This is a genomic window from Streptomyces puniciscabiei (assembly GCF_006715785.1).
Classification (GTDB): domain Bacteria; phylum Actinomycetota; class Actinomycetes; order Streptomycetales; family Streptomycetaceae; genus Streptomyces; species Streptomyces puniciscabiei.
On sequence record NZ_VFNX01000004.1, the window covers coordinates 106,977 to 122,773 of the forward strand.

General features: G+C 73.2%; 14 protein-coding genes. 7 read left to right on the forward strand and 7 right to left on the reverse strand.

Annotated features, from left to right (window positions below; translation table 11 throughout):
- Positions 1 to 53 precede the first annotated feature (53 nt).
- Together ku and FB563_RS38395 are read right to left on the reverse strand one after the other, a co-directional pair.
- The gene (ku, locus tag FB563_RS38390) at positions 54 to 1,046 is read right to left on the reverse strand and encodes a non-homologous end joining protein Ku (protein WP_055703703.1); all 993 of its coding nucleotides are present in this window, start codon (positions 1,044 to 1,046) and stop codon (positions 54 to 56) included.
- Between the two features lie 49 nt (positions 1,047 to 1,095).
- Positions 1,096 to 2,070 carry a hypothetical protein gene (locus FB563_RS38395; protein WP_055703704.1) on the reverse strand — a complete coding sequence of 325 codons (975 nt, stop codon included), beginning with the start codon at positions 2,068 to 2,070 and terminating at the stop codon, positions 1,096 to 1,098.
- A gap of 250 nt (positions 2,071 to 2,320) precedes the next feature.
- Between FB563_RS38395 and FB563_RS38400 the strand changes: the two genes are divergently transcribed.
- From FB563_RS38400 to FB563_RS38415, 4 genes are all read left to right on the forward strand, one after another.
- Positions 2,321 to 3,496: a hypothetical protein gene (locus FB563_RS38400; protein ID WP_055703705.1), complete on the forward strand. Its 1,176-nt coding sequence runs from the start codon at positions 2,321 to 2,323 to the stop codon at positions 3,494 to 3,496.
- A 448-nt stretch (positions 3,497 to 3,944) separates the two neighbouring features.
- The gene (locus tag FB563_RS38405) at positions 3,945 to 4,382 is read left to right on the forward strand and encodes a Fur family transcriptional regulator (protein WP_055703706.1); all 438 of its coding nucleotides are present in this window, start codon (positions 3,945 to 3,947) and stop codon (positions 4,380 to 4,382) included.
- 33 nt (positions 4,383 to 4,415) lie between these two features.
- Positions 4,416 to 6,641: a catalase/peroxidase HPI gene (katG, locus tag FB563_RS38410; protein ID WP_055703707.1), complete on the forward strand. Its 2,226-nt coding sequence runs from the start codon at positions 4,416 to 4,418 to the stop codon at positions 6,639 to 6,641.
- 212 nt (positions 6,642 to 6,853) lie between these two features.
- On the forward strand, positions 6,854 to 7,567 hold the full coding sequence (locus tag FB563_RS38415) for a DUF4232 domain-containing protein (protein WP_142219219.1): 714 nt from the start codon (positions 6,854 to 6,856) through the stop codon (positions 7,565 to 7,567).
- A gap of 176 nt (positions 7,568 to 7,743) precedes the next feature.
- On the opposite strand, the gene FB563_RS38420 is transcribed toward FB563_RS38415, so the two are convergent.
- Positions 7,744 to 8,679: a serine hydrolase gene (locus FB563_RS38420; protein ID WP_055710417.1), complete on the reverse strand. Its 936-nt coding sequence runs from the start codon at positions 8,677 to 8,679 to the stop codon at positions 7,744 to 7,746.
- Positions 8,676 to 9,668 carry a LysR family transcriptional regulator gene (locus tag FB563_RS38425; RefSeq protein WP_055710418.1) on the reverse strand — a complete coding sequence of 331 codons (993 nt, stop codon included), beginning with the start codon at positions 9,666 to 9,668 and terminating at the stop codon, positions 8,676 to 8,678. Before FB563_RS38425 ends, FB563_RS38420 begins: the two co-directional genes overlap by 4 nt.
- Before the next feature lie 134 nt (positions 9,669 to 9,802).
- Here FB563_RS38425 and bla point away from each other — a divergent pair, with 134 nt between their 5' ends.
- Both bla and FB563_RS38435 read left to right on the forward strand, forming a co-directional pair.
- On the forward strand, positions 9,803 to 10,732 hold the full coding sequence (gene bla, locus FB563_RS38430; protein WP_055710419.1) for a class A beta-lactamase: 930 nt from the start codon (positions 9,803 to 9,805) through the stop codon (positions 10,730 to 10,732).
- Positions 10,733 to 11,032: 300 nt separating this feature from the next.
- A complete protein-coding gene (locus FB563_RS38435) occupies positions 11,033 to 11,221 on the forward strand; it encodes an NAD(P)-dependent oxidoreductase (protein ID WP_055710420.1) in 189 nt (62 codons plus the stop codon).
- 10 nt (positions 11,222 to 11,231) lie between these two features.
- On the opposite strand, the gene FB563_RS38440 is transcribed toward FB563_RS38435, so the two are convergent.
- The 3 genes from FB563_RS38440 to FB563_RS38450 form a co-directional block, all read right to left on the reverse strand.
- Positions 11,232 to 11,621 (reverse strand): VOC family protein, encoded by a 390-nt coding sequence (locus FB563_RS38440; RefSeq protein ID WP_055710421.1) that lies wholly within the window; start codon positions 11,619 to 11,621, stop codon positions 11,232 to 11,234.
- A gap of 140 nt (positions 11,622 to 11,761) precedes the next feature.
- Positions 11,762 to 13,333 (reverse strand): amidohydrolase, encoded by a 1,572-nt coding sequence (locus FB563_RS38445; protein ID WP_142219220.1) that lies wholly within the window; start codon positions 13,331 to 13,333, stop codon positions 11,762 to 11,764.
- 37 nt (positions 13,334 to 13,370) lie between these two features.
- Positions 13,371 to 14,945, reverse strand: a complete 1,575-nt coding sequence (locus FB563_RS38450) for an APC family permease (protein ID WP_079049130.1) — start codon at positions 14,943 to 14,945, stop codon at positions 13,371 to 13,373.
- A 222-nt stretch (positions 14,946 to 15,167) separates the two neighbouring features.
- On the opposite strand from FB563_RS38450, the gene FB563_RS38455 reads away from it, so the two are divergent.
- On the forward strand, positions 15,168 to 15,782 hold the full coding sequence (locus tag FB563_RS38455; RefSeq protein WP_055710365.1) for a TetR/AcrR family transcriptional regulator: 615 nt from the start codon (positions 15,168 to 15,170) through the stop codon (positions 15,780 to 15,782).
- The last annotated feature ends 15 nt before the right edge of the window (positions 15,783 to 15,797 follow it).

Genomic DNA, 15,797 nt, shown 5'->3' on the forward strand with positions numbered 1-15,797 from the left:
TCGTGCGGAAGACAAGTGGCCCGCCGCCGGTCTGATTCCGGTGGCTGCGACGCTCAAGCCGCTTGCCCCGCAAGGGCCTTGACGAGCTGATCCCGCGTCATTCTCGACCGCCCCGGTACGCCCGCGGCGCTCGCCCGCTCGTACAGCTCCGCCTTGGACAGGTCACCCAGGTCCTCGGACTCCCTCCGCCCCGCAGCCTGCTTCTTGCCGGTGGCCCGCTTCTTGCCGGTGGCCGGTTTCCCGCCGCCGCCCTTGCGGCCCCGGGACCGGCTCTGCTCGACGCTCCGGCTGAGCGCGTCCATGAGGTCGATGACATTGGTCGCCTCCGGCGGCTGGGGTTCGCCGACGACCTCCTCGCCCTCGCGCTTCGCGGCCACAAGCCTCTTGACGCGTTCCTCGTAGGTGTCGTGGTACTCGGTGGGGTCCCAGTCGATGGTGAGGGCGTCGATCAGCTGCTCGGCCGTCCGCAACTCCCTGCTGTCGCTCTTCGTGCGCCGCTCCGGCAGCTCGGGCACCACGTCGGCGGGGTCGCGCACCTCGTCGGCCCAGTGCAGGGTGTGCAGGACGAGGACGCGGGGCTGCGCACGCAACGCGGTCAGATACTCCTTGCCGCGCATGGTGAGCGTGGCGATCCCGGCCTTGTCCGCGCGGTCCAGTGCCGCCCGCATCAGCTCGTAGACCTTCACGTACTCCTTGCCGCGCGGGCCGACGTAGTAGGTGCGGGCGAAGTACACCGGTTCGATCTGGTGCAGATCGACGAACCCGGCCAGGTCGATCACCTTCGACCGCCCGGGCGCGATCTGCTCCAGCTCCTCCGGCTCCACGACGACGTACTCACCCTCGTCGATCTCGTAGCCCTTGACGATCCGGTCGGTGTCGACCTCCTTGCCGGTGCGCTCGTTGACCCGCTTGTTGCGGATCCGGTCCGAGGTGCCGCGCTGAAGCTGGTGGAAGTGCACGGTGTGGTCCTCGGTGGCGGTGTACAGCCCCACGGGCAGGGTGACCAGCCCGAAGGTCAGGACACCGGTCCAGATGGGTCTCGCCATGGCTCCTCGCCTCCGTCGTGGGTCAGCCGTCCGTCGTGCTGCCGTGCGGTCACCGCCGGCGCGCCAGGCCCGGGGAGGCGCGCCCGGCGCGGGGGCCGGCCGGCCGGTCGGCCTCGGCCGCGCTCGCCTCGGCCGCGGCCGCCTCGGCGTGGCGCCGGGCCTCCCGGGCGGCGTGGTCGGCCTGCCGGGCCCGGTCCCGTGCCTCCCGCTCGTCGTCACGGGACCGCTGCTGCTCCTCCTCGGCGTCGCGCAGCCGCGCGCGCAGCTCACGCACGCGCTCTTCCGCCTCGGCCAGCCGGTCGCGGGCCTCCTCGGCCTCCCGGCCGGCGGCCCCGGCCTCCGCCTCGCGGGCGTGCAGGTCCCGCTCCGCGTCCCGGGCGGCCCTGCGGACCTCATTGAGCCGGCGCCGGTGTGCCAGCTCGTCCTCGCGCTCGTGGGCCTCGCCCCGCTTCCGCTCCGCCCCGCGCCCGCCGGGCGGCCCTTCGTCGCGGCTCTTCGCCCTGGCCGCCGCCGGGGCGGCAGGGCGGAGATCGAGGACGGCCTCGTCCGCCTCGGGAAACCCGAACCTGGCGCTGAGCGGCTTCACGAGCCGCCCTGCCGCCCACTCCCGGGCGGCCTCCGGATCGGCGAGAACGGCGTGCAGCGTCTCCTCGACCTCTCGCTGGACCGCCTCACCCACGGGACGCCCGGCCTCGGCCGCCAGCCGCCGCGCCTGGCGCCCGAGCGCGCCGATCACCTCGCTCTGGCGGCGGACGAGCTTGCGCAGCTGCGGACCGTCCAGTTCGCGATGTGCCCGGCGCAGCGACTCGCCGAGGTCCAGGAGCGGCTGGACCTCCTCCGGCTGCCGGCGCACGAGCAGATTGCCGGCCCATGCGGCCAGACTCGGTCGCCGCAACGCACCGATCTCCTTGGCGAGGGCCTGATCACCGGCCTTGCGGGCGTCCAGGGCGCGGCGGTCACGGGCGGCGACGAACTCCTCCGGCCGCAGCCCGTACAGCTCGTCGGCGACGGTGTCCAGGTCCACCGGCGTCCCTCTCGACGGCCACTGGGTGACGTGGTCCGAGTTTCTCAGCCCAGGGCGTTTATGTGCCTTATGGCGGCTTTCATCCGGGTCGGTTGATCACAGCGGGGCGACTGAGGCGGGGCACGGGAGGACCGGTGCGACTTTCGGCGCCGCAGCTCCACCCATCGGCGCCGGATTCCCGCCCTTCGGCCCCGCCGTGTAGACCGGCGGCGGACGGCGCCGGTGCGGCCGGGCCCGGCAGGGTGGCCGTATGCAGAGGACCGAGGGGATCAAGCGCGCACAGTTCCTGGTCGGCCTGGCGTCCGCGGGGCTCGGCGCGGCCGTGCTGCCGTCGGGGGAGGCCCGCGCCGCGCAGCCGCACACCGCGCGGGGGAGCTCACGCCGGACACATGGCGCGCGGGGCGCGCTGCGCCACCACGGGGTCGTGTACACGGTGGGTGCGGGGGAGACACCGGGTACGGCGTTCAGTGCGGCCCGGATGCGGGAGGACATCCGGGTCATCCGCGACGAACTGCACGCCGACACCGTCGATGTGACGGGGGACGGCGTCGAACGGCTCACGGCCACGGCTGCCGAGGCGGCCGAACGGGGACTGCGCGTCTGGCTGCAACCGACCCTCGGCGACGTCCCGGAGGGCGACATCCTGGAACACCTGGCCGAGACCGGCCGGTTCGCGGAGCGGCTGCGCCGGCACGGGGCGGCCGTGGAGCTCAGTGTGGGCTGCGAGTTCTGGCTGTTCGTGCCCGGGATCGTCCCCGGGGACACCGTCTTCGAACGCATCCGGAACCTGAACGACGGCACGGTGGACCCCGTCGCGGTGCAGCGGCGTCTGGACCGGTTCACGGCGAAGGCGGCCGCGGTCGGCCGGTCCGTCTTCCACGGCCGGCTGAGCTACGCCGCCGCCCAGGACGACGAGGTCGACTGGCGCCTCTTCGACATCGTGGGCATCGACTACTACTCGTACTTCCCCCACGCGTCCGGCTACATCAGGGAGCTGAGCCGCCATCTGCGGTGGGGCAAGCCGCTGGCCGTCACCGAGTTCGGCACCTGCGCCTACGTCGGGGCGCCCAGGACCGCCGGCATGGGCTGGGACGTCGTCGACCGCGACAAGCAGCCCCCGGAGATCAAGGGCGACCTGGTCCGCAGCGAGCGCACCCAGGCGGCGTACCTGATGCGGCTCCTGGACGTCTTCTCCCGGATGGGCCTCTACGCGGCGATGGCCTTCGAGTTCGTGACCCCCGACGCCCCGCACCGCCCGGGCGATCCGCGCCACGACCTCGACATGGCGAGCTACGCCATCACCAAGGCCATCAAGGACCGCCCGGACGACCCCTGCTCGGGCTGGCACTGGGAGCCCAAGGAGGCGTTCCATGCCCTGGCCCGCCGCTACGGTCACGCCCGGCCCGGCCGTCGGCCCGGCCACTGACCCGGCGGGCGACCGCGATGATCTCCCCGGCCATCGACGTGACCGGGTGGGCATCGGAAACGCAGGGGCGTGCGTCGCGTCGGTGTCCCTCGCCCGTGACCGGCGTCCGGTGAGGGCGGGGCCGCAACCCCTACCGCCGACGGATGTACGCCGGTCCGCGTGCGTTCCGGCTCACCCGTTCGGAGGGCTGTCCGGCTTGGCGCGCCCCCGTCGCCGATACCGGGCCGCATGATGCGGGCATGCTCCCGGCCCACCCCACGCCCCGCCCGCCGCGCAGGGCGGCGTCGCGTGCACGGGAGGCGGGGCCATGCGACGGCAGGGACGAGCGCAAACACCCGGGCGGGCGCCGAGGCGGACGCGGAGGTGAACGGCGGCCGCCGGGACGCGACCAAAATTGCATGGTTCGTTTTCTTGAATCACTCGTGTTTGTGACGGTAGGTTCGCCCTCATGACCGCCTCCCCGCCCCCGACCACCGCCGAGGAGCTGCGCGGTGCCGGCCTGCGCGTGACGGCAGCCCGCGTCGCGCTGCTGGAGACCGTCCGGGCGGGCGACCACCTCGGCGTCGAGGCGATCGCCTCCGGGGTGCGCGACCGCGTGGGCCACATCTCCCTGCAAGCCGTCTACGAGGCCCTTCACGCCCTCACCGCGGCGGGTCTCCTCCGCCGTATCGAGCCGGCCGGTCACCCGGCCCGGTACGAGGGACGCGTGGGGGACAACCACCACCACATCGTGTGCCGGTCCTGCGGTGCCGTCGCCGACGTCGACTGCGCGGTCGGCGACGCGCCCTGCCTGACCGCATCCGACGACCGCGGCTTCGCCATCGACGAGGCCGAGGTCGTCTACTGGGGCCTGTGCCCCGACTGTTCCACCGGCCGCAGTTCCTGAGCACCGAGTTCCGCACAGTTCGGAAGGATTGCCATGACTGAGAACCACGACGCGATCGTCACAGACGCGAAGGCGGAGGGGGCGAGCGGCGGCTGCCCCGTCGCCCATGACCGGGCCCTGCACCCCACCCAGGGAGGTGGCAACCGCCAGTGGTGGCCGGAGCGGCTCAACCTGAAGATCCTTGCCAAGAACCCGCCCGCGACGAACCCGCTGGGTGAGGAGTTCGACTACGCCGAGGCGTTCCAGAGCCTCGACCTTCCGGCCGTGAAGCGGGACATCGCCGAGGTGCTCACGACCTCCCAGGACTGGTGGCCGGCCGACTTCGGCCACTACGGCCCGCTGATCATCCGTATGGCCTGGCACAGCGCGGGCACCTACCGCGTCAGCGACGGCCGCGGCGGCGCCGGCGCCGGCCAGCAGCGCTTCGCGCCGCTGAACAGCTGGCCGGACAACGCCAACCTGGACAAGGCCCGCCGCCTGCTGTGGCCGGTGAAGAAGAAGTACGGCCAGAAGATCTCCTGGGCCGACCTGATGATCCTCGCCGGCAACGTGGCGCTGGAGACCATGGGCTTCGACACCTTCGGCTTCGGCGGCGGCCGCGCGGACGTCTGGGAGCCGGAGGAGGACGTCTACTGGGGTCCCGAGACCACCTGGCTGGACGACAAGCGCTACACCGGCGACCGTGAGCTGGAGAACCCGCTCGGCGCCGTACAGATGGGCCTCATCTACGTCAACCCCGAGGGCCCGAACGGCAACCCGGACCCGCTGGCCGCGGCCCGCGACATCCGTGAGACCTTCGGCCGCATGGCCATGAACGACGAGGAGACCGTCGCCCTCATCGCCGGTGGCCACACCTTCGGCAAGACCCACGGCGCCGGCCCCGCCGACGCGGTCGGTGCCGACCCCGAGGCCGCCGGCCTCGAGCAGCAGGGACTCGGCTGGAAGAGCACGTACGGCACCGGCAAGGGAGCGGACGCCATCACCTCCGGCCTGGAGGTGACCTGGACCGCCACGCCGACCCAGTGGGACAACGGCTTCTTCGACATCCTCTTCGGCTACGAGTGGGAGCTGACCGAGTCCCCGGCCGGCGCCAAGCAGTGGGTGGCCAAGGACGCCGAGGCGATCGTCCCCGACCCGCAGGACCCGTCGAAGAAGCGCCTGCCCACCATGCTCACGACCGACCTGGCGCTGCGCTTCGACCCGATCTACGAGCCGATCTCGCGCCGGTTCCACGAGAACCCGCAGGAGTTCGCCGACGCCTTCGCCCGCGCCTGGTACAAGCTCACCCACCGTGACATGGGCCCGAAGTCGCTGTACCTCGGCCCGGAGGTCCCGGAGGAGACCCTGATCTGGCAGGACCCGCTGCCGGAGCGCGAGGGCGAGCTGATCGACGAGGCCGACATCGCGGCCCTGAAGACCAAGCTGCTCGACTCCGGTCTCTCCGTCTCGCAACTGGTCACCACCGCATGGGCGTCCGCCTCCACCTTCCGTGGCAGCGACAAGCGCGGCGGTGCCAACGGCGCCCGCATCCGGCTGCAGCCGCAGCGCGGCTGGGAGGTCAACGAGCCCGACGAGCTGGCCCAGGTGCTGCGCACCCTCGAGGGCATCCAGCAGAACTTCAACGCCTCCTCCGGCGCCAAGAAGGTCTCCCTGGCCGACCTGATCGTCCTCGGCGGTGTCGCCGCGGTCGAGAAGGCCGCCAAGGAAGGCGGTTTCGAGGTGCGGGTGCCCTTCACCCCGGGCCGTGTGGACGCGACCGAGGAGCACACCGACGCCGAGTCCTTCGAGGCGCTGGAGCCCACCGCGGACGGCTTCCGCAACTACCTCGGCAAGGGCAACCGCCTGCCGGCCGAGTACCTGCTGGTCGACAAGGCGAACCTGCTGACCCTGAGCGCCCCCGAGATGACGGTGCTCGTGGGTGGTCTGCGCGTCCTCGGCGCCAACCACCAGCAGTCGCAGCTCGGCGTCCTCACCAAGACGCCCGGCGTCCTCACCAACGACTTCTTCGTCAACCTGCTCGACATGGGCACGGCCTGGAAGTCGACCTCCGAGGACCAGACCACGTTCGAGGGCCGGGACGCCGTCACGGGCGAGCTGAAGTGGGCCGGCAGCCGCGCCGACCTGGTCTTCGGCTCCAACTCCGAGCTGCGCGCCCTCGCCGAGGTCTACGCCAGCGACGACGCGAAGGAGAAGTTCGTGCAGGACTTCGTCGCCGCGTGGGACAAGGTCATGAACCTGGACCGGTTCGACCTGGTCTGAGTAGGGCTGTGAGGGCGTCCGGCCCGGCCCGCACGGGTCGAGCCGGACGCCCTCGTCGTGGGGCGGGGGCCGGGCCTTCTGTCACCGGAACGTCACAGGAGATCCACAACCGTCACAGACGATCCACAGCGGAAACCCGAGGTCTCCCGGCTCTGTCTCCCTCGGCGAGCACCGGCACGGAGCCGGTCCGACCACCGGAATCGGGGGACCTCATGCACCACCGCAACACCATCCGCCTCGCCGCATCGGCTACGGCCGTGATCGCCGCCGCGCTGTCACTGACGGCGTGCGGGCCGGACAACGGCGACGGGACGGCCAAGACCTCCTCCCCGGCACCGGCCTCCGCCACCCCCTCCCGCACCGCCCCCGCCACCACGAGCCCCGCCAGTACGGCCCCGTCGGCCCCGGGGTCCTCCGGCGGCGGCACGTCGACCGCCCCGAGCACCCCGGCCTCTCCTGCGTCCGCCACCTCGGCCGGTACGGCGCCGGCCTGCTCGGTGTCGGCCGTGGAGGCGAAGGCCTACCAGGCGGCCAACCGTCCGGAGGGCACCGGCACGGGCGCGGCGATAGTCGAGTTCACCAACGTCTCCGGGCACGCCTGCGTCCTGCGGGGGCATCCGTCGGTGGCCGGAGCGGGCAACGGTTCCCCCGAGCACAACCTCCCCCTGAAGGTGACCCCCACGGGCACCGCCTTCCCCGTACGCCTCGCGCCGGGCGGCAAGGCGTGGGTGAAGCTGACCTTCCACCAGGTACAGGGCGAGGGCGACGGCTACTGCAAGTCCGGCGCGAAGCCCGCCGTCTTCCCGACGCTCGTGGTCGGCCTGCCCGGCGCCGGCGCGCACCAAGTCGCCCTGAACGACGGCGAGTTCGCCGAGTGCGACAACACCGTCGCCGCGACCGCGGTCTCGGCGGCGAAGCCTTCCTGACCGGCAGGTGACCACTGGGCGGCCGGGACGCGGACTGCGACCCGGACCGCCCCGCGAGGGGGCGCGGGGCTCTGTCCGATGTGCGGCTGGCGCCGCGTGGGCGCGGGCAGCTGCCACGACGTACCCGCGGATGCCCCACGACCTCCACCCCGACGGCGCTGCCGCGCACGGCGACTTCACCTCCGCAGCGCCTCGAACGCCTCCCGCCCCGCGATCCCGATCGCGAGGTCGATGTCCGGGGCGAGCCCCGCCCGACGCCCGGCAAGGGTGAGCGCGGCCATGGCCACCCGGTGGCCGGAATCCGCCTCGACCACACCGATCTCGTGCCGCAGATGCAGAAACGTCCCGGTCTTGCCGCTCCAGCGCAGCGAGTCCGCCCGCAGTTCGCTCGCCAGCCGGTGTGTGAAGACCTGCAGCCCCATCAGCCGGCGCAACTCCGCCGTCGCCGTCGGGGTGGAGACCTCGTCGCACCACACCCGCCGCAGAAGATCGACGAGCGCCGCCGCCGACCCGGCGTTGGCGTGCGCCGGATCCAGGGTCGCGATGGTGTACCGGCCGGCCCGCTCGTCCCGCAGCGCCAGTTCCAGCGCGAGCGAGAAGTCGTTGCCGGCGGCACCGGCGGCGCACTCGTACATGTGGTTCATCCGGTGCCGCATCCGGATCTCTCCGCATCCCCAGGCGCGCAGCCGCTCGTCGACGTCCGCCACCGGCACCAGGTCGAGCAGGGTGTCCGCCGCGGCGTTGTCGCTCACCGACAGCATGAGCAGGAGCAGATCACCGACGGCCACGCTCGCCGGGTGCGCGAACGCGGCGAGCCCGGTGGGACCGACGCTGCTGCTCGCGGGATCGACCGTCACCGGCTGCGCCGGATCGAGCTCGCCGGCCGCGATCCGGTCCAGTACGACGAGGGCGAGGGGAACCTTCACGACCGACGCGAGCGGCATCAACTCATCTACGCAGAAGCCGAGTTGCTCACCAGTGTCCAGGTTCCTGGCGAGGAACGAGCCACGCACGCCGAGGGCCGCCCAGTCCGCGGCGATCGCCTCGGCGACGTCCAGCAGGGCGCCGTCGTCCCCGACGTACGCAGGGCGGTGCACGGGCAGCGCGCTCATCCGCGGGCCGCCAGCCGTGCCGACGCCTGCGCGGCGCCGCTTTCGGAGGGTGCCGCGCCGGAGCCGCGGCCGGCGGCCCCCACGGCCGACGCCAGCAGCGGGACCAGCCAGCCCGGCACGTCCGCCGCGCCGTTCCGGCCCTGGCCGGCGTTCACGTCGTACCCCCGGTGCAGCGACCGGTCGCCCAGCGGAGCCCAGCGCGCCCCGTACTGCCGGGCCAAGGGCTCGGCGCACAGCAGCAGCGCCCGCCCGGCCAGGGTCTCGGCGAGTGCGGTGGCCGCGGGCCCGGCCGGCCGGAACCGGCCAGGCGGCAGCCCGGCCCGGGCCACGGCGCGCTCCAGACGGTCCTCGTGGGACGCCACCTGGTCCTCCGGCAGGGTCAACACCGGCAGCGCAGCCGCACTTTCGGCGCCACGGCCGCGGCGCGGCCGCAGATCCTCCAGATGGACCGCGCGCCGCCCGCCTGCGCACTCCGGGCCCGCTTCGTCCGGCGCCCCCGGCTCCGGCGCCGACGCCAGGCCCAGCGGCACCCGGAGGGCGCCCCGCTCCGGCGGAACCCGCACGAGTGCGTAGGAGAGCGAGCCGTCGGCCAGCCCGGCAACCCGTTCCCCGGGCGCCAGTTCGCGTATGCCGAGGGTGATCCCGCGCCCGGCGCCGGCGCGGATCGCGCGTGCCAGCGCCGCCGGGGCGCAGTGCGTGGGCACCCCGACGGCTCGCACACGTGCCCGTCCGGCCGCACCGGCGACCTGCCCCAGCCGCTGGACCCGGTCGAGCACGTCACGCGCGTACGGCAGGAGCAGCGCGCCCAGCTCCGTGATCGTGATCTGCCGCCGCGAGCGGTCGAACAGCAGGCCGCCGAAGTGCTCCTCCAGCGTCTTGATTCGGCGGCTGAGCAGCGGCTGGGCGACATCCAGCCGGTCCGCGGCTCTGGAGAAGCTCTTTTCGTCGGCCGTCGCGACATAGGCCTCGAGATGCGCGAGGAGATCCATCCCGAACTCATATCAATAAGACATGGAGGGTTCAAAGTTGGCTCTTGGACATGAGTGGTGCCCGGCTGTTTCGCTGTCCCCGTCGAAGATCGCAGGAAGGCGATCAGGCACGGACGCCCAGGAGGACTGTGCTCATGACCAGCCCCGACCACTCCCACTCCCTCGCCCGGCGGCGCCTGTTCAAGGCGGGCCTCGCCCTCACCACGGCGGCCGTGGCCGCCACCGCCGTCTCCGCCCCGTCCGCGTCGGCTGTGCCGGACAGTGAAGTTCCCGGTGTCGGTGCCGAGTTGACCGAACTCGAGCGGCGGCACGGGGCCCGGCTCGGCGTGTACGCGCGCAATGCCCGCACCGGACGGACCGTGTCCCACCGGGCGGGGGAGCGGTTCGCGATGTGTTCGACGTTCAAGGCGTTCGCCGCTGCGGCCGTGCTGCGCGACCACGGCGGCTGCGCCCCGCTGGACAAGGTGATCCACTATCCGCCGTACGACATCCTGCCCAACTCCCCCCGCACCGCGGAACACGTGGACACCGGCATGACGGTGGCGGAGCTGTGCGCGGCGGCGATCCAGTACAGCGACAACGCGGCGGGCAATCTGCTGCTGCGCCAGATCGGCGGCCCCACCGGCCTCACGGGCTTCTTCCGGTCGCTGGGCGACCGGGTGAGCCGGCTCGACCGGTGGGAGACGGACCTGGGCAGCGCGATCCCCGGCGATCCGCGCGACACCACGACCCCACGGTCCCTCGGCCGCAGCTTCGAGCGGCTGACGCTGGGTCGGGCCCTGGCCGACGCCGACCGGGAACAGCTGGTCACATGGCTCAAGGGCAACACCACCAGCGCCGCGCGGTTCCGCGCCGGACTTCCGGGCGACTGGGTGCTGGCGGACAAGACCGGAACGGGCGACTACGGGTCCGGCAACGACATCGGCGTGGCCTGGACGACGCGGGGAACGCCGGTCCTGCTGACCGTGCTGTCGGCCAAGCCCGCCCAGGACGCACCGGCGGACGACGCGCTGGTCGCGGAGGCGGCACGGATCGTGGCCCGGATCCTGGCGCCCGGTGAGTGATCACGCTGATCCAGGCGGCTTCGCCGGGGTGGTGACCAGGTAGACCTCGCGGCCCGCGCCGCGTCGCCGTTGATCTCCCGGTGCTGGACTCCAGCCCCGCCGCCGAACGCGTGGCGTAGCCGGTCAGTGCCCGTGCCACCTTGTCCCGGCCGCGGATCGGCCGCGGGGCCGCCTGCGCCTTGCCGCCGCCGTCCGTCCACGGCGTGGCCTCGGGCGCCAGGATCTGCAGCAACGCCCCGAGATCCCCGCCGAGCGCGGCGGGGCCACGAACCGTTCCGTCGCCTGCCGCCGGACCCGGGGGTGGGCCGCCGGCCCGCCGGCCTCTTCGACACGACCGAGGTCGGCGACTACCGGCTGGCCCCCGGCCGCCTGCCCGGGCGCTTCACCTCCCGTGCCGGCCTCGCACACGCGCTGGTGCGCGAGGCCGTCACCGAGGGGCATGTGAGTGCCTTCCTCGACCTCGTAAGGAAGGAGGGGTTCGGCAGGTGAAGCGTGCCGGTTACGAAGGCCAACCGCCGTAGGGGACGGTGATCAGCTCCATGGCGTGGCCCGCCGGATCCATGAAGTACACGCCGCGGCCGCCGTCATTGTGGTTGATCGTGCCGGGCTGCTTGCGGTGCGGATCCGCGTAGTGCTCGATGCCCCGCTCGACGATCCGCGCGTACGCGGCGTCGAACTCCTCCTCGGAGACCAGGAAGGCGTAGTGCTGGGGGGTGATGTGTTCCTCGGGGAGGGTGGCGAAGTCCAGGGTGACTCCGCCCGCGAGGGCGACCGCGACGAACGGGCCCCATTCCGCGGTGATCTCGAGACCGAGCAGTCCGGCGAAGAACTCGGCGGACTCCCGGTTGTCCCGGGCATGGACGATGGTGTGGTTGAACTGGACCGACAAGGAATGCCTCCACGGCATGTCCTGGCACCTCCATGCCTCACCCGGCCGGTGACCGGCACGCGATGCCACCGACGATCCTAGCCGGGGACGCCAGGGCGCGTCGACAGCGTTCAAGCCTGCCGCCGTGCCGAAGGCCACCGTCAGACGCCCCGGTGCGTCACGTGCCCGCCGGTGACCGTCAACGCCACCGGAGACTCGGCGAGTTCGTCGCCGGGCGCGTGCAGGGGGTCCACGGCCAGTGCGGTGAGGTCGGCCCGGCAGCCGGGCGCGACACGGCCGGCGACGGCGGACTCGCCGGCGGCGGCCGCCGCGTGGCTGGTGCAGCCCTCCAGCGCCTGCGCCGGGGTCAGGCCCGGCCGGTGGGCCGCGGCGCCCTTCGGCCGGCGGGCCGTGGCCAGCACGGCCCGGACGTCGTAGTGAGCGATGGGCCAGTCCGAGCCGAGGGCGAGCGTGGCGCCCGCCTCCCGCAGATCGCGCAGCCGCCAGGCACGGGCCGCCCGGTCGCCGCCCAGTCGGCGGGACCACTCGTCGCTGCCGTCGTCGCGCGTGTACCCGGTGTGCGGCGGCTGCAGCGAGGCAGCGACTCCCAACTCTGCGAAGCGCGGCAGCAGTTCGTCCGGAGCGGTCTCGATGTGCTCGATCCGGTGGGCGCCGCGCCCGCTCGGCCCGAGGGAGGCGACGGTGTCCAGGACATGCCGTACGGCCGCGTCCCCGATGGCGTGGGTGGCGGTGCGGACGCCCGCCGCGTGCAGGGTGCGCACGGCCTCGGCGTAGGCGCGCGGATCCGGCCAGAACGCGGTGGTGCCCCGGCCGTGGCAGTCGGGATGCTCCAGCCAGGCCGTGCCGCCCTCGACGGTGCCGTCCATGAAGAACTTGACGCCGCCGACCAGCCAGTGCCGCCCGCCCCGGCCCTGCAGCCCCACCAACTCGCGCAGCGCGTCCTCGTCGGCGCCCGGCATGCACCAGGGCGCGAACCGCAGCCGTAGCGGCAGGACCGTCTCCTCGGCCACCGCCGCCACCAGGTCGAGGTCGCCGCCGTCCATCACATGGGCGCCGGTGAGCCCCGTCGCGGCCATGGCGGACAGCAACTCCAGCAACCGAGCCCGCCGCTGCGCGTACGACGGCCTGGGCACGATGTCCGCGACCAGGTCCATCGCGGCGTGCTCGACCAGATGGCCGGTGGGCCGGCCCGAGGGGTCGCACACCACCTCCGCGTGCTGGGCGAAGGTGCGCGGGCCGGTCACCCCGGCCGCGGTGAGGGCGGCGGCGTTCGCGAGGGCGGAGTGGCCGTCGTACAGGCGCAGGAAGGCCGGGGTGCCGTCGAGCACCTCCGCCACCAGGCCGTGGTGGATGGGGCGGTCCTCGAACGCGTTGTGGTCCAGGCCGTGGCCGACGACCCAGCCCTCGATCCGCTCGGCCCGGGCGAGCGCGGCGCGCAGCCCTGCCAGGTCGGTGACGCCCGACAGGTCCGTGCCCGTCGCCATGTCCAGCCCCCACACCGGATGGCTGTGCGCGTCGACCAGGCCGGGCACGAGGTGGGCGCCGTGCAGGTCGACGACCTCGGTGCCGGGGCCGCGCCAGTCCCGCACGTCCTCCGCCTCGCCGACCGCGGTGATCACCCCGTCCCGCACCGCGACGGCGGAGGCGGTGGGGCGGGCGGGGTCGAGGGTGCGGACGTGGGCGCCGGCGATGACGAGGTCGGCAGCGGGCATCGGTCAACTCCTGTAGGGGGGAAGCGGGCGTTCTGGGTCACTCGGCGGGTGCGACGACTGCGGCCGGACCGGCGTCCTGGCCGGGAACGGTGTCCTGGCCGGGACCGGTGCGCCGGCTCCGACCGGGAGCCGAGTCCGCGCCCGGCCGGGTCTGTTCACCGGGGTCCATGGCGAACCGGGCGTAGACCTCCGGTCGGGAGCGGCGCAGCCACCAGGCCAGCGGCAGGCCGAGCAGGAACACGGCCGGTGCCACGACGACGAGCAGGATGTTCACGGTCGCGGACGCGCCGGTGAACAGGTCGATGTGGGTCACGACCAGCGCGATCGCGGTGGCCAGCAGGACGGTGGCGAGCACCGGCGCCAGCACCGTGCGCACGGCTCCCTCGGTGTGGCGTACCCGCCGGAAGTAGCACGGCACGGCGATCGCGGCGAGCAGTTGCAGCAGCAACAGGCCGATCATTCCGGGGGTGTTCACCCACAGCAGCAGCTGCTGGTAGGGGTCGGCGTGCGCGGACCAGAACGCGAGGACGACGACGGCGCCGAGGACGGTCTGGGCGATGCCGGCGAGGTACGGGGAGCGGTGGCGCGGGTGGATCCGGCCGAGCGGGCGGGGCAGTACCCCCTCCTCGGCGAGAGCCAGGACATAGCGGTTGATGGCGTTGTGGAAGGCGAGGAGGGAGGCGATGACGCTGGTGACGATGAAGACGTGCATCAGGTCGGCGGCCCAGCCACCCACGTAGGTGCTGATCGCGGTGAAGAACAGGCCGGCCGGATCCATGCCGGCCGCGCGCACCACCTGGTCGTCACCGAAGGCCTGTACGGCGATCCAGACGACGAACGCGTAGAACAGGCCGAGGAATCCGACGGCCAGGTACGTGGCGCGCGGGACCGTGCGCCCGGGGTCGCGGGCCTCGCGGCGGTAGATCACGGTCGACTCGAAGCCGGTGAACGCGGCGAAGGCGAAGGCGAGTACGGCCGCCATCCCGGGCACCAGCACATGCGCCGGAGCCAGTGAGGCCAGGGACAGCCCGTGGGCGCCGCCCTTCGCCAGCACCCCGCCGGCGAGCAGCACCAGTATCCCCGTCTCGCAGACGAGCAGGACGCCGAGGACCTTGGCGCCGAAGTCGATCGAGCGGTAGCCGCCGTAGCCGATCAGCAGCAGGCCGGCCAGGGAGACGGGCAGCCAGGGCACGGCGGCGCCGAAGAGGGTGTGCAGGGTGTCGCGGCTGGTCGTGGCGAGCAGGCCGTAGACGCCGATCTCCATGCCGTTGTAGCCGATCAGCGCCAGCAGGGCGGCGCCGATGCCGACCGGGCGGCCGAGGCCGCGGCTGATGTAGGCGTAGAAGGCACCGCCGCTGGTCACATGGCGGCTCATGGTGGTGAAGCCCACGGCGAAGACGGCGAGGGTCAGGCCGGCCAGGAGATAGCCGACCGGCGCGCCGATGCCGCCGAGCAGGATGGCGAGCGGTGCGACCCCGGCCATGACGGTCAGGGGAGCGGCGGCGGAGACGACGAAGAAGGCGATGTCGGCGGTGCCGAGCGAACCGGACCGGAGGCCGGCCGCACCGGACGGCGCCGGCGGCTCCGGGGGCTCGGAGGAGGACACGGACATACGGGGGAGCCCTTCTGGCAGCGGAAAGGAGGGGGCGCCGGTGGTGGGGCAGCCGGGTTCGCGGTGTCGGCAGGCCGGGCCGGGGGTGGGCCGCCCATGCCCGCGTCTCCGGGTGCGCAGGAGGGATGGCGGGCGCCCGGAGCCGTAAACCTAAAGCCTTTCGGTTTCGGCAATGTAGCCTGCCGGTGGGCATCCGGGAAGACCTCAGGGAGAACGCTGACCATGGCACGGCCGCGCACACCGCTCCTCGATCGCGAGCGCATCACCACCACCGCGCTGCAACTGGTCGACGAGACCGGTGACTTCAGCGTCCCGCAGATCGCCCGGCGGCTCGGCGCGCAGACGGGCTCGGTGTACCACCACGTGGAAGGCCGCGACGGCATAGTGGAACTGCTGCGGGAGCGGGTCTGCGCGGCGATCGACCCGGGGACCCTGGAACTGACCCCCTGGGACACGGCCGTCGAGGCCTGGGCCCGCTCCTACCGCGCCGCCTTCGCGGCTCACCCCCGCACGATCCCGCTGCTCATGACCTCGCCGGTGCGTGCGCCCCGGGTGCTGGAGCAGTACGAGCGTGCGGTGAGCCTCCTGCTCGACGCCGGCTTCGACCGGGCCGGGATCATGCCGCTGATCATCGCCCTGGAGAACCTGGTGCTGGGCTCCGCCCTCGATCTCGCCGCGCCCGAGACGATGTGGGAGCTGACGGACCGCATACCCACCCCGCGTCTGGCGGAAGCGCTCGCCGCCGTGGGCGAGGGCCGCGCCGACCGTGCCTTCGAGGTGGGCCTGGCTGCCGTCATGAACCACGCACGCGCCCTCCTGGCCCGGTCGGACGCCTGATGCGCCACGTCCTCG